Source organism: Nocardia sp. MH4 (assembly GCF_019266065.1).
GTDB lineage: Bacteria > Actinomycetota > Actinomycetes > Mycobacteriales > Mycobacteriaceae > Nocardia > Nocardia canadensis.
This window is the reverse complement of sequence record NZ_LPNR01000058.1, coordinates 1-19,975: the sequence shown is the minus strand read 5'-3', so window position 1 is coordinate 19,975 and position 19,975 is coordinate 1. Positions and strand designations below refer to the sequence as shown.

At 69.2% G+C, this 19,975-nt stretch carries 21 protein-coding genes and 1 pseudogene; 13 read left to right on the top strand and 9 right to left on the bottom strand.

Annotated elements, in window-relative coordinates:
• Nucleotides 1–37 precede the first annotated feature (37 nt).
• Together ATM97_RS04190 and ATM97_RS04185 are read right to left on the bottom strand one after the other, a co-directional pair.
• Complete coding sequence (locus ATM97_RS04190; protein WP_218716604.1) at nt 38–835, bottom strand: SDR family oxidoreductase; 798 nt, start codon at nt 833–835, stop codon at nt 38–40.
• Nucleotides 832–2,019 (bottom strand): acyl-CoA dehydrogenase family protein, encoded by a 1,188-nt coding sequence (locus tag ATM97_RS04185; RefSeq protein WP_218716603.1) that lies wholly within the window; start codon nt 2,017–2,019, stop codon nt 832–834. Before ATM97_RS04185 ends, ATM97_RS04190 begins: the two co-directional genes overlap by 4 nt.
• A 55-nt stretch (nt 2,020–2,074) precedes the next feature.
• On the opposite strand from ATM97_RS04185, the gene ATM97_RS04180 reads away from it, so the two are divergent.
• From ATM97_RS04180 to ATM97_RS04145, 8 genes are all read left to right on the top strand, one after another.
• On the top strand, nt 2,075–3,625 hold the full coding sequence (locus ATM97_RS04180) for a FadD3 family acyl-CoA ligase (RefSeq protein ID WP_218716602.1): 1,551 nt from the start codon (nt 2,075–2,077) through the stop codon (nt 3,623–3,625).
• The gene (locus ATM97_RS04175) at nt 3,622–4,491 is read left to right on the top strand and encodes an enoyl-CoA hydratase (protein WP_218716601.1); all 870 of its coding nucleotides are present in this window, start codon (nt 3,622–3,624) and stop codon (nt 4,489–4,491) included. Before ATM97_RS04180 ends, ATM97_RS04175 begins: the two co-directional genes overlap by 4 nt.
• The gene (locus tag ATM97_RS04170; protein ID WP_218716600.1) at nt 4,492–5,634 is read left to right on the top strand and encodes an acyl-CoA dehydrogenase family protein; all 1,143 of its coding nucleotides are present in this window, start codon (nt 4,492–4,494) and stop codon (nt 5,632–5,634) included.
• Nucleotides 5,635–5,740: 106 nt separating this feature from the next.
• Nucleotides 5,741–6,754 (top strand): acyl-CoA dehydrogenase family protein, encoded by a 1,014-nt coding sequence (locus ATM97_RS04165; RefSeq protein WP_218716599.1) that lies wholly within the window; start codon nt 5,741–5,743, stop codon nt 6,752–6,754.
• A gap of 67 nt (nt 6,755–6,821) precedes the next feature.
• A complete protein-coding gene (locus ATM97_RS04160) occupies nt 6,822–7,874 on the top strand; it encodes an acyl-CoA dehydrogenase family protein (protein WP_218716598.1) in 1,053 nt (350 codons plus the stop codon).
• Between the two features lie 126 nt (nt 7,875–8,000).
• Nucleotides 8,001–8,453 (top strand): MarR family winged helix-turn-helix transcriptional regulator, encoded by a 453-nt coding sequence (locus ATM97_RS04155; RefSeq protein ID WP_218716597.1) that lies wholly within the window; start codon nt 8,001–8,003, stop codon nt 8,451–8,453.
• 17 nt (nt 8,454–8,470) lie between these two features.
• Nucleotides 8,471–9,727 (top strand): MFS transporter, encoded by a 1,257-nt coding sequence (locus tag ATM97_RS04150; RefSeq protein ID WP_374104824.1) that lies wholly within the window; start codon nt 8,471–8,473, stop codon nt 9,725–9,727.
• Nucleotides 9,728–9,842: 115 nt separating this feature from the next.
• Nucleotides 9,843–10,592 carry a DUF427 domain-containing protein gene (locus ATM97_RS04145; RefSeq protein WP_218716596.1) on the top strand — a complete coding sequence of 250 codons (750 nt, stop codon included), beginning with the start codon at nt 9,843–9,845 and terminating at the stop codon, nt 10,590–10,592.
• On the opposite strand, the gene ATM97_RS04140 is transcribed toward ATM97_RS04145, so the two are convergent.
• A complete protein-coding gene (locus ATM97_RS04140; protein WP_218716595.1) occupies nt 10,593–10,925 on the bottom strand; it encodes a hypothetical protein in 333 nt (110 codons plus the stop codon).
• A 2-nt stretch (nt 10,926–10,927) separates the two neighbouring features.
• Entirely contained in the window at nt 10,928–12,106 is a 1,179-nt protein-coding gene (locus tag ATM97_RS04135; RefSeq protein WP_218716594.1) for a Rieske 2Fe-2S domain-containing protein, read from the bottom strand.
• A 194-nt stretch (nt 12,107–12,300) separates the two neighbouring features.
• Between ATM97_RS04135 and hsaA the strand changes: the two genes are divergently transcribed.
• The 5 genes from hsaA (at nt 12,301) to ATM97_RS04110 (ending at nt 16,481) form a co-directional block, all read left to right on the top strand.
• On the top strand, nt 12,301–13,464 hold the full coding sequence (gene hsaA / locus ATM97_RS04130) for a 3-hydroxy-9,10-secoandrosta-1,3,5(10)-triene-9,17-dione monooxygenase oxygenase subunit (RefSeq protein ID WP_218716593.1): 1,164 nt from the start codon (nt 12,301–12,303) through the stop codon (nt 13,462–13,464).
• Nucleotides 13,465–13,467: 3 nt separating this feature from the next.
• Entirely contained in the window at nt 13,468–14,340 is an 873-nt protein-coding gene (hsaD, locus tag ATM97_RS04125) for a 4,5:9,10-diseco-3-hydroxy-5,9,17-trioxoandrosta-1(10),2-diene-4-oate hydrolase (RefSeq protein ID WP_218716592.1), read from the top strand.
• Entirely contained in the window at nt 14,337–15,242 is a 906-nt protein-coding gene (gene hsaC, locus ATM97_RS04120; RefSeq protein WP_218716591.1) for an iron-dependent extradiol dioxygenase HsaC, read from the top strand. The genes hsaD and hsaC overlap by 4 nt, the downstream gene beginning before the upstream one ends.
• 17 nt (nt 15,243–15,259) lie before the next feature.
• Nucleotides 15,260–15,835, top strand: a complete 576-nt coding sequence (gene hsaB / locus ATM97_RS04115) for a 3-hydroxy-9,10-secoandrosta-1,3,5(10)-triene-9,17-dione monooxygenase reductase subunit (protein WP_218716590.1) — start codon at nt 15,260–15,262, stop codon at nt 15,833–15,835.
• 100 nt (nt 15,836–15,935) lie between these two features.
• Nucleotides 15,936–16,481, top strand: a complete 546-nt coding sequence (locus ATM97_RS04110; protein ID WP_218716589.1) for a YdeI family protein — start codon at nt 15,936–15,938, stop codon at nt 16,479–16,481.
• A gap of 283 nt (nt 16,482–16,764) precedes the next feature.
• On the opposite strand, the gene ATM97_RS04105 is transcribed toward ATM97_RS04110, so the two are convergent.
• From ATM97_RS04105 to ATM97_RS04085, 5 genes and pseudogenes are all read right to left on the bottom strand, one after another.
• Nucleotides 16,765–17,430: a GNAT family N-acetyltransferase gene (locus ATM97_RS04105; protein WP_308248370.1), complete on the bottom strand. Its 666-nt coding sequence runs from the start codon at nt 17,428–17,430 to the stop codon at nt 16,765–16,767.
• A 436-nt stretch (nt 17,431–17,866) separates the two neighbouring features.
• Nucleotides 17,867–18,673, bottom strand: coding sequence for a DUF559 domain-containing protein (locus tag ATM97_RS04100; RefSeq protein ID WP_255586967.1), 807 nt, complete (start codon nt 18,671–18,673; stop codon nt 17,867–17,869).
• Between the two features lie 379 nt (nt 18,674–19,052).
• Nucleotides 19,053–19,346 carry a helix-turn-helix transcriptional regulator gene (locus tag ATM97_RS04095; RefSeq protein ID WP_218716587.1) on the bottom strand — a complete coding sequence of 98 codons (294 nt, stop codon included), beginning with the start codon at nt 19,344–19,346 and terminating at the stop codon, nt 19,053–19,055.
• A complete protein-coding gene (locus ATM97_RS04090; protein WP_218716586.1) occupies nt 19,333–19,692 on the bottom strand; it encodes a type II toxin-antitoxin system RelE/ParE family toxin in 360 nt (119 codons plus the stop codon). The genes ATM97_RS04095 and ATM97_RS04090 overlap by 14 nt, the downstream gene beginning before the upstream one ends.
• Nucleotides 19,693–19,848: 156 nt before the next feature.
• Nucleotides 19,849–19,975: pseudogene (locus tag ATM97_RS04085) on the bottom strand (4-hydroxy-2-oxovalerate aldolase); the annotation flags it as partial.

The window sequence follows — 19,975 nt, the reverse complement described above, 5'->3', positions numbered from 1 at the left end:
CTTGGTTTCCGGAAACTCCGCGCTCGGGGGCCGCCCATCATGCGCGCTGACTGCTCACCGAGACCACCTCGCCGGTCAGGTACGAGGTGTAGTCGCTGGCCAGCATGGCGATCGTCGCGGCGACCTCCCACGGCTCGGCGGCGCGGCCGAAGGCCTCCCGCTCGCTCAGGGCGTCGAGCAGCTCGGTCGAACTGACCTTGTCCAGGAACGGATGCCGCGCGATGCTCGGCGCGACGGCGTTGATCCGCACCCCGAACTCGGCGGCCTCCACCGCACTGCACCTGGTCAGCGCCATCACGCCGGCCTTGGCGGCAGCGTAGTGCGCCTGGCCGTGCTGCGCGCGCCAGCCGAGCACGCTGGCGTTGTTGACGATCACGCCACCGTGTCCGGCCGAGCGGAAGTACCCGAGCGCGGCGCGGGTGCAGCGGAAGGTACCGGTCAGGGTGATGTCGAGGACCTGGTCCCACTGCTCGTCGGTCATGTCGACGACCGGCGTCTCACCGCCGAGGCCCGCGTTGTTGACCATGACGTCGATCCGGCCGAGTTCGGCGGCGGCGTCGGTGAGCAGCTGGTTCACCTGCGCGGTGTCGCGGACATCGCACACCACGGCGCCGACCTTGCGCTCGGGGAACTCCTTGGCGAGCAGCTCGGCGGTCTCGGTGAGCCTGCGCTCGTGCCAGTCGGAGACGACGACGTCAGCGCCCTCCTCCAGGAGCCTGCGCGCGGTGGCGGAGCCGATGCCGGTACCCGCCGCGGCGGTGATGACGGCCTTACGGCCGGTCAGCAGGCCGTGGCCGGGGATGGACGGCGGCGGGACAGAGAGCGGACCGGTCACGGGCGGGCCTCCCGCGGCAGGCCGAGCACCCGCTCGGCGATGATGTTGCGCTGCACTTCGTTCGAACCTCCATAGATCGTGTCGGCGCGGCTGAACAGGTACAGCCGCTGCCATGCGGTCATGTCGTCGGGACCGAGGACCAGCCCGGCGGCGCCCTGCACCGCCATGGCGAGTTCGCCGAGTCCGCGATGCCAGTTGCCCCACAACAGCTTCGAGACCGACGCGCCACCGGCGTCGTCGACGTCCTCGCTCATGGTGCGCAGCGCGTGCGCGCGCAGGACCCGCAGGCCGACCCAGGCGTTGTCGATGCGCTCGGCGATCAGCGGGTCGTCGGCCGCGCCGGTCCGCCGGGCCAGGGCCTCGATGTCGGCGAGTTCGCGGGCGAAGCGGATCTGCTGACCGAGGGTGGAGATGCCGCGCTCGAAGGTCAGCGTGCCCATGGCGATGCGCCAGCCGTCGCCCGGTTCGCCGACGACCAGGTCGGCCTCGGTGACGGCGTCGTCGAAGAACACCTCGTTGAATTCGGAGGTGCCGGTGAGCTGTTCGATCGGGCGCACCTCGATGCCCGGCTGATTCATCGGCACCAGCAGATAGGACAGGCCCTTGTGCCTGCTCGACCCCTTCTCGGTGCGCGCGATGACGAAGCACCAGTCGGCGACGTGCGCGAGCGAGGTCCAGATCTTCTGGCCGTTGATCACCCACCGGTCGCCGTCCAGGCGCGCGGTGGTGCTCACCGCGGCCAGGTCGGAGCCGGCGCCCGGTTCGGAGTAGCCCTGACACCACAGCTCGCCGACCGAGCGCACGCCCGGCAGGAACCGCTTCTTCTGTTCCTCGGTACCGAAGGCCAGCAGCGTCGGGCCGAGCAGTTCCTCGCCCACGTGCGAGACCCGCGCGGGCGCGTCGGCCTTCGCGTACTCCTCGTGGAAGATGACCTGCTGGCGCACGCTGGCACCGCGGCCGCCCCATTCGACCGGCCAGCCGAGGCAGGTCCAGCCCGCCGCGGCGAGGTGCCGGTCCCAGGCCAGCCGCTCTTCGAAGAACTCGTGCTCGCGCCCCGGCCCGCCGGTGCCGCGCAGGTCACGGAACTCTCCGGCCAGGTTTTCGGCCAGCCAGTCGCGTATTTCCGCGCAAAACTCCGCGTCGGAGGTCGCGGTATCGGAATCTGAGGTCTGGATCACGCCCACCTCGGTAGGATAACCTACCAAGCACTTGCTTTGTTAGCCGATTGGTGAGGACCCCGTGACAACCCCTGCACAGACCACCCCGCAGGCACTGCGAGACGTCGCCGCGGCGCATCCGCACGAGCCGGCCCTGATCGACGGCGCGACCCGCCTGACCTGGTCCGACCTGCTCGACCAGGTCCGGATCGCCGCCCGCGCCCTGATCGCCCGCGGTATCGACCGCGGCGACCGGGTCGCGATGTGGGCGCCCAATACCCACCACTGGGTGGTCGCGGCGCTGGCCGCGCACTCCGTCGGCGCCGCGCTGGTGCCGCTCAACACCCGCTATGTCGCCGCCGAGGCGGCCGACGTGCTGGTCCGGGTGAACGCGAAGGCGCTGTTCGTCGCCGGGCCGTTCCTCGGCCGCGATCGCGCCGCCGAACTGCGCGCGGCCGCCCCGGACCTCGAGATCGGCACCGTCGTGGTGATCCCGGTCGAGGGCGAGTCCGCCACCGACGACGCGTCGCTGAGCTGGCCGGCGCTGCTGGAACTGGCCGAGACCGTGTCCGCCGAGGCGGGCGAGGAGCGGGCCGACGCCGTCTCCCCCGACGACATCTCCGACATCCTGTTCACCTCCGGAACCACCGGTCGCAGCAAGGGCACGCTCGTCGCGCATCGGCAGGCACTGGGCGTGGTGCGCGGCTGGGTCGAGTGCTCGACGCTGCGCACCGGCGACCGCTACCTGATGATCCCGCCGTTCTTCCACAACTTCGGCTACAAGGCGGGCATCCTCGCGTGCCTGGTCACGGGGGCCACGATCGTGCCACAGGCCACCTTCGACGTGCCCGCCGCGCTCGCGCTGATCGAGTCCGAGCGGATCACCGTGCTGACCGGCCCGCCGACGATCTACCAGACCATCCTCGAGCATCCCCAGCGCGGCGAGCGCGATCTGTCCTCGCTGCGGGTGGCGGTCACCGGCGCGGCGACGGTGCCGGTGGTGCTGATCGAGCGGATGCGCGAGGACCTCGACTTCGAGGTGGTCATCACCGCCTACGGGCTGTCCGAGTCGGCCGGTTTCGGCACGATGTGCCGACCCGAGGACGACGCGGCCACCATCGCCAACACCTGCGGTGGCCCGATCGCCGACTTCGAGCTGCGCCTGTCCGAGGCCGGTGAGGTGCTGCTGCGCGGCCCCAACGTGATGCTCGGCTACCTCGACGACCCCGAGGCCACCGCCGAGGCCATCGACGCCGACGGCTGGCTGCACACCGGCGACATCGGCGTCGTCGACGAGCGCGGCTACCTGAAGATCACCGACCGGCTCAAGGACATGTACATCACCGGCGGGTTCAACGTGTATCCCGCCGAGATCGAGCAGACCCTGGCCCGGCTCGACGGTGTCGCCGAATCGGCGGTCATCGGGGTGCCGGACGAGCGGATGGGCGAGGTCGGCAAGGCCGTCGTCGTCCGCAAGGCCGGCTCGACGCTGACCGCGGACGAGGTGATCGCCTTCGCCGCGTCCACCCTGGCCAATTTCAAAGTGCCCCGGCTCGTGGAGTTCCGCGACCAGCTGCCCTACAGCGCGGCGGGCAAGGTGCTCAAGCGTGAGCTACGTGAGGAGAAGTCGTGAGTCCCGAAACCGACGCCGAGGTCGTCACCTATGAGGTGCGCGGATCGGTCGCCGTCGTCACCATGAACCGGCCCGAGTTCCGCAACGCGCAGAACTCGAAGATGACCTACGCCCTCGACGCCGCGTTCGTGCGGGCCGTCGAGGACCCCGAGGTCAAGGTGATCGTGCTGGCGGGCAACGGGAAACACTTCAGCGCGGGCCACGACATCGGCACCCCGGGCCGCGACCACGACGTGCACTACGAGAACAAGGCCGCGCTGTGGTGGGACCATCTCGACCGCGCGGGCGGCGATCAGCGCTTCGCCCGCGAGTCCGAGGTGTACCTGGGCATGTGCCGGCGCTGGCGCGAGATCCCCAAGCCGACCGTCGCGATGGTGCAGGGCGCCTGCATCGCGGGCGGGCTGATGCTGGCCTGGGTGTGCGACCTGATCGTCTGCTCCGAGGACGCCTTCTTCTCCGATCCCGTTGTCCGCATGGGCATTCCGGGTGTGGAGTACTTCGCGCATCCGTGGGTGATGGGTCCGCGCGCGGCCAAGGAGTTCCTCTTCACCGGTGACCGGTTCGACGCCGCCCAGGCCAAGGAGTGGGGCATGGTCAACCGGGTCGTGCCGCGCGCGGACCTCGAATCCGAGGTGATGGCGCTGGCCGAGAAGATCTCCGCCATGCCGCAGTTCGGGCTCGCGCTCACCAAGAAGGCCGTCAACCAGGCCGAAGACCTGATGGGCATGCGCTCCGGCATGGACTCGGTCTTCGGGCTGCACCATTTCGCACACGCGCACAACGCCGAAGTCGGCGCCGATTCGCTCGGCGGGATGACCGCCCGCTCGATGAAGGGCGCCGCGACCGAACAGAACGGGACGAAATAAGTGGACCTCGAGATCGACCCGGCAGTCCGGGAGTTCCAGCTGGAGGTGCGCGAGTTCCTCGCCGCCAACGTCCCCAGCGAACCGCTGCCGTCCATGGACACCGCGGCGGGCTTCGAAGCCCATCGCGCCTGGGAGGCCACGCTGGCCGAGGCCCGCCTCTCGGCGGTGTCGTGGCCCACCGAGTACGGCGGCCGCGACGCCTCCATCCTCGAGTGGGTGCTGTTCGAGCAGGAGTACTACGCGGCGGGTGCGCCGGGGCGCGTCGCCCAGAACGGCATCTTCCTGCTCGCCCCGACCCTGTTCGAGCACGGTACCGCCGAGCAGCTGGCCCGGATCCTGCCGCGGATGGCGCGCGGTGACGACATCTGGGCCCAGGCCTGGTCCGAGCCCGAATCGGGCAGCGACCTGGCGAGCCTGCGCTCGACCGCGCGCCGCACCGAGGGCGGCTGGATCCTCAACGGCCAGAAGACCTGGAGCTCGCGCGCCACCTACGCCGACTGGGCCTTCGGCCTGTTCCGCAGCGACCCCGAGGCGCAGCGTCATCACGGTCTGACCTACGTGATGTTCCCGCTCTCGGCCGACGGCGTGAGCGTTCGGCCGATCCCGCAGCTCGACGGCGAGCCCGGCTTCGCCGAGATCTTCCTCGACGACGTCTTCGTCCCCGACCGCGACGTGATCGGCGCCCCGAACGAGGGCTGGCGGGTCGCGATGGCGACCTCGAGCAACGAGCGCGGCCTGTCGCTGCGCAGCCCCGGCCGGTTCAGCGCGACCGCGCAGCGGCTGATCGACCTGTGGACCGAGACGACCGAACCCAGCGACACCGCCGCGCGCAATGCCGTGGTGGACGCCTGGATCGGCAGCGAGGCCTACCGGCTGCACACCTTCGGCACCGTCACCCGGCTGACCGACGGCGGCCAGCTCGGCGCCGAGTCCTCGATCACCAAGGTGTATTGGTCCGAACTCGACATCGCCATGCACCAGACGGCGCTCGACCTGCTCGGCCCCGCCGCCGAGCTGACCGGCACGTGGACCGACGGCTACCTGTTCTCGCTGTCGGGCCCGATCTACGCCGGCACCAACGAGATCCAGCGCAACATCATCGCCGAGCGCATCCTGGGCCTGCCGCGGGAGAGCAAGCGATGAACCGCCCGACCTCGGGTCCGCCCGCCCGGCCATTGGGCGCGCCGAATACCCACCGCCGCCCGGTCGCGTACCGGGCAGCCACCCGTTCGACCACAGGAGTTCCGCGATGAAGTTCGCACTCGCCACCGAACAGCTGGACTTCGCCGCCGAACTGCGCAAGGTCCTCGACGCCGCGCAGGTACCGGCCGCGACCCGCGCCTGGGCGGCGGGCGACCCCGCCAAGGGCACCGCGCTGCTGCGACAGGTCGCCGAGATGGGTGCCTTCGGCCTGATCGTCGACGAGCAGTACGACGGCGCCGAAGCCACTCCCGTTGACCTCGTCGTCGCACTCGTCGAGCTGGGCCGGGCCGCGGCGCCGGGCCCGGTGATCGAATCGGCCGCGGTGATTCCGGCACTGCTGCAGCGTCTCCCGGACGCCGAGCCGGCGCGGCGCTGGCTGCCCGCGCTCGCCGGCGGCGCGCTGCTCGGCACCGTCAGCTTCGGCGGCACGCACCGCGGCATCACCCTCGATGCCGACGTCGCCGATCTGGTGCTGGTCGCGGACGGCGCGCGGCTGTCGGTCGGCCGCCGCACCGCCTCGGTCGGTCCGCTCGCCTCGATCGACCCGGCTCGCAAGCTGGTCGCCGTCGAGGCCGAGGAGACCGTGGCCGACGACGTCGCGGACGCGATCGACTACGCCTTCGACCTCGGCGTCCTCGCCTGTGCCGCCCAGCTGCTCGGCGCGGGCCGCGCGCTGCTCGACCAGACCACCACCTATGCCAAGCAGCGCAAGCAGTTCGGTCGCGCGATCGGCGAATTCCAGGCCGTGAAGCAGCAGCTCGCCGATGTCCTGATCGCCCTGGATCTGGCGGAGCCGCTGCTCTACCGCGCCGCGCTCACGCTGGACTCCGACGATCGCGCGCGCGACGTGTCGGCAGCCCTCGTGGCCTGCGGCGATGCCGCTCACCGCGCCTCCCGCGCCGGTCTGCAGGTGCACGGCGCGATCGGCTACACCGCCGAATGCGACCTGTCGCTGTGGATCACCAGGGTGGCGGCGCTGCGCACCGCCTGGGGCACCGCCGATTTCCACCGCGGCCGCATCGCGGAGGCGCTGCGCGCGGCCGAACCCGCGGCGGTCTGAGGCGAGCGGATGCCACTCCCCGTACCCACCGACGCGGTGACCATCACCGACTCTGCCGAGGAACCCCATGTCATCGAATGAACTACTCGAATTCCGCACCTCCGTCCGCGCGCTGCTGGCCAAGCACGCCACGCCCGCCGCGGTGCGCGCGGCCATGGACACCGACCTCGGGTACGACCCGAAGCTGTGGACCATGCTGTGCGAGCAGGTCGGCGTCGCCGCGCTCGCGGTGCCCGAGGAATGGGGTGGCGCGGGCGCCGGACTGGTCGAATCGCTGATGGTGGTGGGCGAACTGGGCCGGACCCTGGCCGGGGTGCCGATGCTCGGTTCCGCCGTGCTCGGCGTGCAGGCGATCCTGCTCGCGGGCGACGAGCAGGCCTGCGCCCGGCTGCTGCCGGACCTGGCCGACGGTTCCCGCACCGCCGCGCTGTGCTGGGCCGACGCCGCGGGCTGGGACTCCTCGGGTGTCGACGCGAGCGACGGAAAGCTCAACGGCGCGGCGCATTACGTGCTGCACGGCGCCCAGGCCGACCTGCTGCTCGTGCTCACCGAGGACGGCCTGTTCGAGACGACGGCCGACGCTCCCGGCGTCGTCGTCGCCCCGACGCCTGCCCTCGATCCGACCCGCAAGCTGGCCGTGATCGCCTTCACCGACACCCCGGCGACGCGGATCGGCACGGCCGACCCGGCGGCCCTGCGCGCCCGTCTGCGCGAGATCGCCTGGGCCGCGCTCGCCGCCGAGCAGGTCGGCGCGGCCAGGCACTGCCTGGAGATGACGGTGGCCTACACCGCCTCGCGCGTGCAGTTCGGCAGGCCGATCGGCAGTTTCCAGGCACTCAAGCACCGGATGGCCGATATGTACGTGCTGGTGGAGTCGGCCGAGTCGACTGCGCTGGCCGCCGCCCAGGCGGTGGCCGAGCACAGCGACTCAGCCGCCGAGGACGTCTACGTCGCCCGCAAGCACTGCACCGAGACGTTCACGCACGTGGCCGCCGAGACGATCCAGCTGCACGGCGGCATCGCCATCACCTGGGAGCACGACGCCCACCTGTACTTCAAGCGGGCCCACGCCACCGCCGAGCTCTTCGGCACCGGCCGTCGCCCGGTCGCGGCCGCCTGACCGCACCCATCGAAAGCCCTGGTCGCAGCCCCGCGACCAGGGCTTTCGGCATGTTGTGCGAGATGTCACCGTCCCGGAGCGCGGATCGCTGGATTTAGATAGTTAGCTTATGCAATAATATTCTTCGTGCAGCCCCCAGAGCAGCCCTCCCCGGACGACATCGTGGTCGACCTGTTGGTCACTGCCGGACGGCTCACCCGGCTCGCCGGGGCGATCAGCGACGACGATCTGCCCCGCGCGGTCCTGCGTGCCCTCGCCGTGCTCGACGAACACGGCGGCCTGCGGGTCAGCGACTTCGCCCGGATCGATCGATGTTCCCAACCGGCGGCAACGGCGCTGATCGGTCGGCTCGTCGCCGACGGCTTCGCCTCCCGCACCAGGGACCCGCAGGACTCCAGGGCGGTTCTCATCGAACTGACCCCGGCGGGCCGGAACCGCCTCGTCGAGGCCAGGCGTGCCTTCGCGGCCGCCATGGCGCCCGGACTGGCCGACTTCGATCTCGATCGCCTGATCCGGCTCGACACCGACATGAACGACCTGCTGACAGCCCTGCGTGCGGTTGCCCGCGGTCATCAGTGATGCAACCAGGAGCGCCAGTGAGCCTTTCCCCGTTGACTCGCGCCGACGACACCGCCGCCGCCGCAACCACCTCCTCCGCCGGACAACCCAAGGCCGTCTGGGCCGTCGCCTTCGCGAGCGTGATCGCGTTCATGGGCATCGGCCTGGTCGACCCCATCCTCAAGCCGATCGGCGAACAGCTGCACGCGAGCCCGTCGCAGGTCTCGCTGCTGTTCACCAGCTACATGGCCGTCACCGGCGTCGCCATGCTGATCACCGGAGTCGTCTCCAGCCGCTTCGGCGCCAAGAAGACGCTGCTGTCGGGCCTGGCGATCATCGTGGTGTTCGCCGCGCTGGCGGGCATGTCGAGCACGATCGGCGAGATCATCGGCTTCCGCGCGGGCTGGGGTCTGGGCAACGCGCTGTTCATCGCGACGGCGCTGGCCACCATCGTCGGCGCGGCCACCGGCGGCGTCGCCAAGGCGATCATCCTCTATGAGGCCGCGCTCGGCGTCGGCATCGCGACCGGCCCGCTGCTGGGCGGCCTGCTCGGCGGCATCAGCTGGCGCGGACCGTTCTTCGGCGTCTCCGTGCTGATGGCGATCGCCTTCATCGCGATCGTGGTGCTGCTGCCCGAGATGCCCAAACCGGCCGAGCCGACCTCGATCAGCGCGCCGTTCAAGGCGCTGCGACACAAGGGTCTGCTGACGGTCAGCATCACCGCGCTGCTCTACAACTTCGGCTTCTTCACCCTGCTCGCCTACACCCCGTTCCCGCTGGACATGGGCACCTACGCGATCGGCTTCATCTTCTGCGGCTGGGGCATCTTGCTGGCGCTGGCCTCGGTGTTCCTCGCGCCGAAACTGCAGGCGCGCTTCGGCACCCTGCCGATGATGGCGCTGTCGCTGGCGCTGTTCGCCGCCGACCTGGCCGTGATGGGCATGTTCACCGAGCACAAGGCCGTGCTGATCGTCGGCGTCGTCATCGCCGGCCTGTTCCTCGGCGTGAACAACACGCTGATCACCGAGGCCGTGATGATCTCCGCCCCGGTCGAGCGCTCCACCGCCTCGGCGGCCTACAGCTTCGTCCGGTTCGCCGGCGGCGCCGCGGCGCCGTGGGTGGCGGGCAAGCTCGGCGAGCACAGCGTCTCGCTGCCGTTCTGGCTCGGCGCCGCCTGCACCGCCGCCGCCGTCGCGGCGCTGTTCGTCGGCCGCAACGCCCTGGCTCACATCGACGACCACGACCCGGCGCCGCACAGCGTCGAGGAAGCACAGGCCATCACCGTCGGCGATTGAGTCATTGGAGCGCTGGCGCGGTCGCGGTCGACGGCGTCGGCCTGGCCCGCCTCGGGGTCGGGCGGACGCGGCTGGGAATCGAGCGACGGCGCGGTCGCGGCGTAGCGTCGAGCACATGAGCGACGACAAGCGCGGGCGCGTCCGGGTCGAGCAGGCGCACAAGCGCGTGCGGGCTTATCTCGACGGCAGACTGGTGGCCGACACGCTGCGGCCCCTCTTGGTCTGGGAGGTCCCCTACTACCCGACCTACTACGTCCCGCTGACCGACGTCAGAGCGGATCTGGCACCGAACGGGACCGACGAACACTCCCCCAGCCGTGGCGAAGGCACCGGCTACGACGTGGTCTGCGGCGGCCTGCGCGCCGACGGAGCGGCGCTGCGCTACCTCGACTCACCGCTGCCGGACCTGAAAGACGCTGTCCGCCTCGACTTCGCGAGGTTCGACTGGTTCGAGGAGGACGAACCGATCTTCGTCCACCCCCGTGACCCGTATTCCCGGGTCGACATCCTGGGCAGTTCGCGCAATGTACGGGTGGAGATCGACGGCGTCACCGTCGCCGACTCGTCCTCGCCGCGCATCCTCTTCGAAACCGGCTTGCCCGCACGGTACTACCTGCCGCTACCCGATGTCCGGATGGATCTGCTGACCCCCTCCGACACGCACACCAGCTGCCCGTACAAGGGCACGGCCGACTACTGGCACGTCGATGTCGACGGCACCGAGCACCGCGACATCGTGTGGATCTATCGCACGCCGCTGCCGGAGAGCCAGAAGATCGCCGGCTTGGCGTGCTTCTACAACGAGAAGGTCGACATCTACCTCGACGGCGTCCGCCAGGACCGCCCGCACTCCCCGTTCAGCTGATCATTCGGGGATCTCGAGCACGCCCTCGTCGACCGCCCACTTGATGGACTTCTCCAGCGACGGGCACGATTCCGGCCTGCCCGGCCGCGCGCCGTGTGCGCTGAGCTGGGCGAAGACCGGGCAGTGTGTGTCCGGTCGTTCGGTCCACTGCACCGAGGTCTGGTGCGCGCTGGACTTGCGCACCAGAACCTCGGACTGGCAGGCCTGACACCGCAACGGTGTCAGGCCCTCGTCCAGATAGTGCTGCTTGTCGACCGTGGTCTGGGCCCGTACCGCGGCCTGCCGCACGGGCTGATCGGCGAAGTCGGGTGCCTTGGCCCAGGTCGGTGACATGGTTACACGCCCGCTTCGGCTTCTGCCTCGGCCTTGCGGCGCAGGTTCTCCGCCACCTCGGCCTCCCAGGCCTGGTTGGCCTTGGTGGTGTCGACCTCGAACTCGAAGCGCTGGGTCATCTTGTCGGTGACCTCGGCGATGTCGACGTAGAACTGCTCGTACCAGCGGCGCAGCTGGTAGACCGGGCCGTCTTCCTCGCACAGCAGCGGGTTCTCGACCTTGGACTTGTGCTTCCAGATCTCGACGTCCTGCAGGAAGCCGTCGCCGAAGAACTCCGTCATCGAGGCCGCCAGCTTCTCGGCGGTCGCGTCGTCGATGCCCTTGGGCTTCTCGACGGTCAGGCCGTACTGGAGCACGAACTCGTCCTGGCTGACCGGGTAGTGGCAGTTGATCAGCACGACCTTGATCTCGTACCCGCCGTAGATGTTGACCAGCGGATTGATCATGTAGGACGGGCCGAAGTAGGACGCCTCCGACTTCAGCAGCGTCTCACCGCCGTACTTGGCCGCCATGCCGATATCCGGCCTGCCCTTGGTCTCCAGGAACTGTGTCGCCACATGACCCTCGAAGACGTTCTTGAAATACGTCGGGAAGGCATAGTGGATGTAGAAGAAGTGCGCCATATCCACGACGTTGTCGATGATCTCGCGGCAGTTGGAGCCCTCGATGCGCATCGTGTTCCACGTCCACGGCGTCCAGCCGCCGTCATGATCCTCGCTGGGGTTGCCCTCCGTATCGGTGTAGGGGCCCTCGATGTGCGGGATCGTGACCTCGGCGGGCGGCTCGTTGCCCTCGTGGTCGTGCCAGATGAACAGCTGGCCGTTGCGCTCGAGCGTCGTCCACTTCCTGGTGCGGGCCAGCGGCGGAACGCGGCGCGCGTAGGGAATCGACGTGCACTTGCCACTGGCGCCCCAGCGCCAGTCGTGGAACGGGCAGGCGATGTCGTCGCCCTTGACCGTGCCCATGCTCAGATCGCCGCCCATATGCCTGCAGTAGGCGTCGAGCACCCGGATCTCGTCGTTGGTGTCGGTCCACACCACGAGCTTGGTCCCGAAGATCTCGATCGCGTGCGGCTTGCCGTCGCGGAAGGTCTTCGCGAGGCCGACACAGTGCCAGCCGCGCGCAAACCTGGTCGGCGTGGTGCCGACATCGAGTTCCCTCACCTTGGGGTTGACTGCCATCCCGAACCCTCCTTCTTCACTAGAACACGTTACAAAACGAGGGCGCTTCACGCCAGCTATCCAGCGAAGTTCGCTCCGAGCCCCTGTTATATCCGAGGTAGGGCGATCTTCTCGACAGAAATGAGAACCTGTTCTAATCTCAGAGTCGAACAAGAACCGGTTGTCGATCCGACAAGGCAGGAGCGGGCTCCGAAATGACGCAAGAAGTGACCGAACGGGTCGAGGCACTGCTGCCGACACTGCGTGAACGTGCGCAGGAGGCCGAGGACCTGCGCCGCATTCCCGATGAATCCATGAAGGCGCTGCAGGAGACCGGTTTCTTCCGGCTGCTCCAGCCCAAGCAGTGGGGCGGCCACGCCGCCGACCCGGTCGTCTTCTACGACACCGTGCGCAAGATCGCCAGCGCCTGCGGGTCCACCGGCTGGGTGGCCGGCATCATCGGCGTGCACAACTGGCACCTCGCGCTGTTCGACCAGCAGGCCCAGCAGGACGTCTGGGGCGAGGACACCGACGTGCGCATCTCGTCCTCCTACGCCCCGATGGGCGCGGGCCAGGCGGTCGACGGCGGCTACATCGTGCGCGGCTCGTGGGCTTGGTCCTCGGGTTCCGATCACGCCACCTGGGCGGTCCTCGGCGGTCCGGTGATCAAGAACGGCAAGCCGGTCGACTTCGGCAGCTTCCTGATCCCGCGCTCGGACTACCGCATCGATGACGTCTGGAACGTCGTCGGCCTGCGCGGCACCGGCTCCAACACCGTGGTCGTCGAGGACGTCTTCGTCCCGTCGCACCGCTTCCTGAGCTTCCGCGCGATGAGCGAGGGCCGCGCGCCCGGCCTCGAGCAGAACACCGACGCCGTGTTCAAGATGCCGTGGGGCACCATCCACCCCACCACCATCTCCACGCCGATCGTCGGCATGGGCTACGGCGCCTACGAGGCACACGTCGAGCACCAGGGCAAGCGCGTGCGCGCGGCCTTCGCCGGCGAGAACGCCAAGGACGACCCGTTCGCCAAGGTGCGCGTCGCCGAGGCGGCCAGCGACATCGACGCCGCGTGGCGTCAGCTCTCGGGCAATGTCGCCGAGGAGTACGCGCTGCTGCAGGCGGGCCAGGAAGTCCCGTTCGATCTGCGCGTGCGCGCGCGCCGCGACCAGGTCCGCGCGACCGGCCGGGTGATCGCCTCGATCGACAAGCTCTTCGAGTCCTCGGGCGCCACCGCCCTGGCCAACGGCACACCGCTGCAGCGCTTCTGGCGCGACGCGCACGCCGGTCGGGTGCACGCGGCCAACGATCCCGAGCGCGCCTACGTCATGTACGGCACGCACGAGTTCGGCCTGCCCGTCACCGACGCCATGGTGTAGCCGATGACCCAGACCGCTGAAATCACCTACGAATCGACCTCCCGCTACGCGCAGGTCACCCCCGAGCTGAAGCTGCACTACCACGAGGCGGGTGTCGGCAACGGCCCCACGATCGTGCTGCTGCACGGCGGCGGGCCCGGCGCCTCGGCGTGGTCGAACTTCGCCCGCAACATCCCGGTGCTGGCCGAGAACTTCCACGTGATCGCGCTCGACCAGCCCGGTTTCGGCAAGTCCGACAAGCCGGTCGACCATCCGCAGTACTTCGTGCACGCGTCCACCGCGCTGCTCGCCCTGCTGGATCACCTGCAGATCACCGAGCGGGTGCACCTGCTGGGCAACTCGCTCGGCGGCGGCACCTCGGTGCGCTTCGCCCTGGACAACCCCAAGCGCGCGGGCAAGCTCGTGCTGATGGGCCCCGGCGGGCTGAGCACCAACCTGTTCGCGCCCGACCCGACCGAGGGCGTCAAGCTGCTCTCGGCGTTCAGCTACGCGCCGACCAGGGAGAACCTGGAGAAGTTCCTGCGGATCATGGTCTTCGACCAGTCGCTGATCACCGAGGAACTGATCGACGAGCGGTTCGCCCTGGCGAGCACGCCCGAATCGCTGGCCGCGGTCCGCGCGATGGGCAAGTCCTTCGCCGGCGCCGACTTCGAGAAGGGCATGCTCTGGCGGGACGCGTACAAGCTGCGTCAGCCGGTGCTGCTCATCTGGGGCCGCGAGGACCGGGTGAACCCGCTCGACGGCGCGCTGGTGGCCACCAAGGTCATCCCGCGCGTGCAGCTGCACGTGTTCGGTGGCTGCGGCCACTGGGCGCAGCTGGAGAAGTTCGACGAATTCAACCGGCTCACGGTCGATTTCCTCGAGGAGAAGCAATGAGTATTCGTGCCCTGGGCTACATGCGCATCGAGGCCACCGATATGGCGGCCTGGCGCGAGTACGGCCTCAAGGTGCTCGGCATGATGGAGGGCACCGGGCTGAATCCCGACGCTCTCTACCTGCGCATGGACGATTTCGCCGCGCGACTGGTGATCGTCCCCGGTGAACAGGACCGGCTGCTGGTCTCGGGCTGGGAGGTCACCGACGCTCCCGGCCTGCAGCAGCTGCGCGAGACCCTGGCCAAGGCCGGCGTCGCCTACACCGAAGGCACCAAGGAAGAGCTCGGTGAGCGTCGCGTCGAGGGCATGATCCGGTTCCAGGACCCGTCCGGGAACACCCTCGAGGCCTTCCACGGCGCGCAGTACCTGGGCCGCCGCTTCGTGAGCCCCTACGGCCACAAGTTCGTCACCGCCGAGCAGGGCCTGGGCCACGTCGTGCTGACCTGCACCGACGACGCCGCGGCGCAGGCGTTCTACCAGGACGTCCTCGGCTTCCGGCTGCGCGACTCGATGCGGCTGCCGCCGCAGATGGTCGGTCGTCCCGCCGACGGCGACCCGGCCTGGCTGCGCTTCTACGGCTGCAACCCGCGCCACCACGCGCTGGCGTTCCTGCCGTTGCCCAACCCGACCGGCATCGTGCACCTCATGGTCGAGGTGGAGAACTCCGACGACGTCGGCCTCTGCCTGGACCGCGCCCTGCGCAAGAAGGTCAAGATGTCGGCCACCCTCGGCCGCCACATCAACGACAAGATGCTGTCCTTCTACATGAAGACGCCCGGCGGATTCGATATCGAATTCGGCTGTGAGGGACTCGAAGTCGACGACGACGACTGGATCGCCCGCGAATCCACCGCGGTCAGCCTGTGGGGTCACGACTTCACCGTCGGATTCAAGCAGCAATAGGAATGGCGGCGAGGGACATGACCGAACAGACACCGGCGATCGACGGCCGGCAATTTCGTAATGTGCTGGGGCAGTTCTGCACCGGCATCACCGTGATCACCGCGCTCGATCCGGCGGGTGAGCCGATCGGCTTCGCCTGCCAGTCCTTCGCCGCCCTGTCCCTCGACCCGCCCCTGGTGCTGTTCTGCCCCACCAAGGGGTCGCGCTCCTGGGCGGCGATCGAGGCGGCGGGCAAGTTCTGTGTGAACGTGCTCGCCGAGGCACAGCAGCCGACCTGCGCGCGGTTCGGTTCGCGCGAGACCGACAAGTTCGCCGGAGTCGCCTGGCACACCTCCGAATTGGGTGTGCCCGTGCTCGACGATTCGCTGGCCACCATCGAGTGCACGGTCGACTCGGTCGTCGACGGTGGTGACCACTACATCGTCATCGGCCGGGTGCGGGCGCTCGCGGAGTCGGAGACCACCAACGGTCGTCCGCTGCTGTTCTACCGCGGTCAGTACACCGGCATCGAGCCGGACAAGACCACGCCCGCGCCCTGGCGCGCGGACCTGGATCACTTCCTCACGACCACCAGCCTCGACACCTGGCTGTGAGTCCCGCGGGTGCGGCCGCCCACACGATGCGCGGCCGCACCCGTTTCCGTCGTTTTTAAGTGCTCATTCGGTGAGCACTTTGAGCCGGATGATGGTTCGTATGACCATCGACTACATCACCTGTGCCGCAGCGAGCGACTGGGATTCGTGGCTGGCCACCCATCACGACACCGCCGGTGAGGTCTGGGTGCGGATCGCCAAGAAGGGCGCCCCCGAACCCTCGGTGACCATCACCGAGACCCTCGACGGCGCGCTCTGCTACGGCTGGATCGACAGTCATCGGCGCGGCCTCGATGCCCACCACTACCTGCAGCGTTACTCCCCGCGCCGGGCCCGCAGCCCGTGGTCGCAGGTCAACGTGGCCAAGGCCGAGGCCCTCATCGCGGCGGGCCGGATGCGGCCCGCCGGGTTCGCGGCGATCGAGGAAGCCGTCGCCGACGGCCGCTGGGCCGGGGCGTACGAGCGCCAGCGCACCGCCGACACCCCCACCGACCTGCTCGCCGCACTCGCCGACGCGCCCGCGGCGCGAGCCGCCTACGCTGCCCTCGGCCGCTCCGACCAGTACCGGCTGTTCCTGCCGATCCTCAAGGCGACCACCCCCACCGAACGCGCCACGCGGGTCGCCCGGGCCGTCAACGCCTTGTAGCCCGACGCGGGTCGCCAAGATTGTCAACGCCTCGTAGCGAACACGACCGCAGATACGCACCGAGCACCACCAGCGCGGGCGGTCCCCCACACCAAGCACCACCACCGCGCACAGGCCGCCACGCCGAGCACTCAGCGCGGGCAGTGCCCCGCACCGAGCACAACCAACGCACACAGTCCCCCACACCAAGCACCACCACCGCACACAGTCCCCCACACTCAGCACTCAGCGCCGAGGTTGAACCGTCCACCGCGCAGACCAAGCGGTGTGCGGGCCCCGGCCGTCAGACCTCTTTGACCAATACCGCGCGGGTGTAGAGCAGCGAGAACCCTCGGCCCTGCGCGTTCCGTTGCGACATAGAACCCGGCTGGGTCGTGATCACCGCGAGGTCGCACCCCGCTGCCACCGCCTCGGTCAGGCGTGCCGACAGAAGCGCGGTCTGGACGCCGTGCCTGCGATGCGCGGGCAGGGTCGCGGCGCCCGCGAGCGCAGCGACGCCGCCGCCGGTGCGCATGCTGGCGCCCCCGGCGGGCACGCCGTCCCGGTAGGCGACGTAGCGACGGGTGTCGTCGATAGCGGCCATATCCCGCATCACCGCGGCGATCGCCTCGCGCGGAAACTCCTCGTGCGCGGGAACACCCGCGTCATCGGGATGCGCGAACCCGTCGACCACGACATCGAGCCAGAGATCGAAGCCGTCCTCATCACGGCGCACCTCGACCCGCTCGGGCCCGGTCCAGCTACGCCCGGCCAGCTCCATACCGAGCACATTCTCGAACGACATCAACCGATAACCCCGCCCAGTCAACTCCGCCGCGATCCGCGGATCCCCCAGATGCGCCAGCTCCACCTGCACCGGCACCCCCACCGCCGCATACGCGGCCTCGACCGCCGCCCACTCCCCCGAAGAAGGCGCCCCACCGAACCCGACCCCCACGACTTTGTTCAACGGCGACCCCACCTCCGCGAAACACGCGGCCCCACCGGCGAACTCCCGCACGAACCCCCCACCCCCCGGCGCCCGCTCCACCCCTGCCCGAGCCGCCCCGGCAATAGCATCGACCTCCGACCGCTCGACCCGAGCAGCCATCTCGACCCCACAGAACAACGTCCCCACAGTTTCACCCATGCCCTACTTATATCGCCCTTGTCCAGCGACTTTCGCGAGCGAGCGCGGCCCATCAGCGGCAACCGCCGCGTCGTCGCCACGACTCGTCCCCCCTCCGGACCTCCCTCGGAAGCTGGAATGCGGCATGGCAGGACGACCGGACTCCGCTACCGGCGCCTCACCCACGTCGACGGCCACCTCCCCCGCCACTGAACCAAGATCACCACGCTGCGGTGGCGGGCTGCTCTCGGCCGATGCCGCCACCACAGCGTGGTGATCAACTGTCCAGACGGGCGCCACTGGCGGTGAGGGCCGCGTGGATGCGGTCGAGGATGATGTGGGGGCGGCGGTAGAGGAGATTCGCGCTTACTCGGATGATTCGCCAGCCGTGTTCGGCGAGGATCGCGGAGCGGTCGATGTCTTTCGTGCGCTGGGACGGGTCGGTCCAGTGGTGGGCGCCGTCGTATTCGACGGCGACCCGCCATCGACGCCAGCCCATGTCCAGGCGGGCGAGGAATTCGCCACCGCTGTCGCGAACCACGATCTGGGTGCTCGGCGCCGGGAGACCGCTTTGGACGATCAACAATCTGGTGAGTGACTCCGGGGGCGACTCGGCGCCCGGGTCGACCAGCGGCATAACCCTGCGCACCTGCGCACACCCGCGCTCACCCCTGTGTTCGGCGGCGAGCGCGATAACGGCGTCCGGGTCGAGTTTCGTTGCCCGGCACAGGGCGTCGAGTACCGGAACCGCACTGCGCGTGGAGAGCCGACGCGCGAGGTCGAACGCCGTTCGTTTCGGAGTCGTCACCGGGAACCCGTCGACAACGCATTGCTCGTGCTCAACTATCCGAGCTTGGCGAGTCCTGATCCACTCCGGCGGCCGGCGATAGGTCGGCACCGCGATCTCGGCAGGAAGCTCCGCCCCGATCCACTTGCTTCCGAACATCGCGGCAGCCGAAAACCCGACAAGCACACCGGCCCCTTTGGTCCAATGCGCCGCCGCCTTGGCTCGCCCCACCGCATCGAGCCGATACCCCCGCCGAACATAGACGTCGTGCGCCACCCGATCGAAGTCGTGCCGCAATTCTCACCGCGTCACCACCCCCGCAGCAACCGCCCACGACCCGACAAAAGCCCCCTCGAACACCCCCATAACCAGCCATGATCCCCCACCACACCGACAAACAACCGACCCCACACCCGAACAGTTGATCACCACGCTCTGGTGGCGGGCCGCTCTCGACCGATACTCACACCACAGCGTGGTGATCAATCGTCCAACGCTCTAGCGGGTGGGGCGCCGGGGGATTCGGCCGTTGCCGTTGCCGGTGGGGGTTCGTTGTTGGGATGCTCGACGAGCGAATTGCCATGCGGCGGCGGAGGTCGAGGAAGCCGAGAAGGTCTGGTTCGAGCTCCCAGATCACGCGCAGCATCCAGTGCTGTCCGCGCAGGTCGATCGCGGCTCAGGCGACGCGGGGACGCACCTGGACTACGAGGTCGGCGTCGAGGGCTCGAGCGAGGCGCTCGAGTACGGGCAGGCTGGGGACCGTTCCGCCTGCTTCGAAGCGGGCGACCGCGGACTGCGTCATGCCGGCCGCGTCCGCCAGGACGGACTGGCTCCAGCCGCGGTCTTCCCGCATACCCCGGATGGTTCGCCCGAGCTCGAAGGCGAGCCGCGCGGCGTCGTACGCCTCGGCTGCGCCGGGCTCCTTCAGGCGCTGATCCCGCAGGTCAGCCCACTCACTACGCTCCGTCATCGTTGCCCTCCTCCAGAACATGCCGCTCGGCATCGCAACGCCGCATTGCACCGCGCGCCCGAGCTACCTCACGTCGCTCAACCATCCGTGTCTTGACGAAGACCGTCAGCAAGACGATTCTGCGCCCCGACGCGATCCAGTACGTCACCCGCACCGCGTCCGATCCCAGATAGAAACGCAACTCCCGGAGTTTCCGGTCGAGCTGTCTCGTATACGGTTCGCCCAGCAACGGTCCGGCGTCCTGCAGCAAGTCGATGTAGAACGCGGCGTGAGCGAACATGTCGGCCGGAAGCTTCTCCAACCATTCACGCACCTCAGGTTCCAGTTCAACGCTACCCCAACCCATAGCGTTGATGCTATATCCAGGGGGAAGATAGTCATGCGGAAATGGAATATCCGACAGGAGGGGCACACGGTGTCCGGGCGCCGGCGGATCCGGTTGACCGGAAACGCCGAACGGCGTGACCCGGGGGTCGGGTCACGCCGTCAGGGGGGTGTGGGGTCAGGCCGAGGCGGTGGCTTCGCGCTGGAGTTCCAGGGCGATGTCGATGAGCTGGTCTTCCTGGCCGCCGACGAGCTTGCGTTCGCCTGCGCGGACGAGCATTTCGGCGGCGGAGACGCCGTAGCGT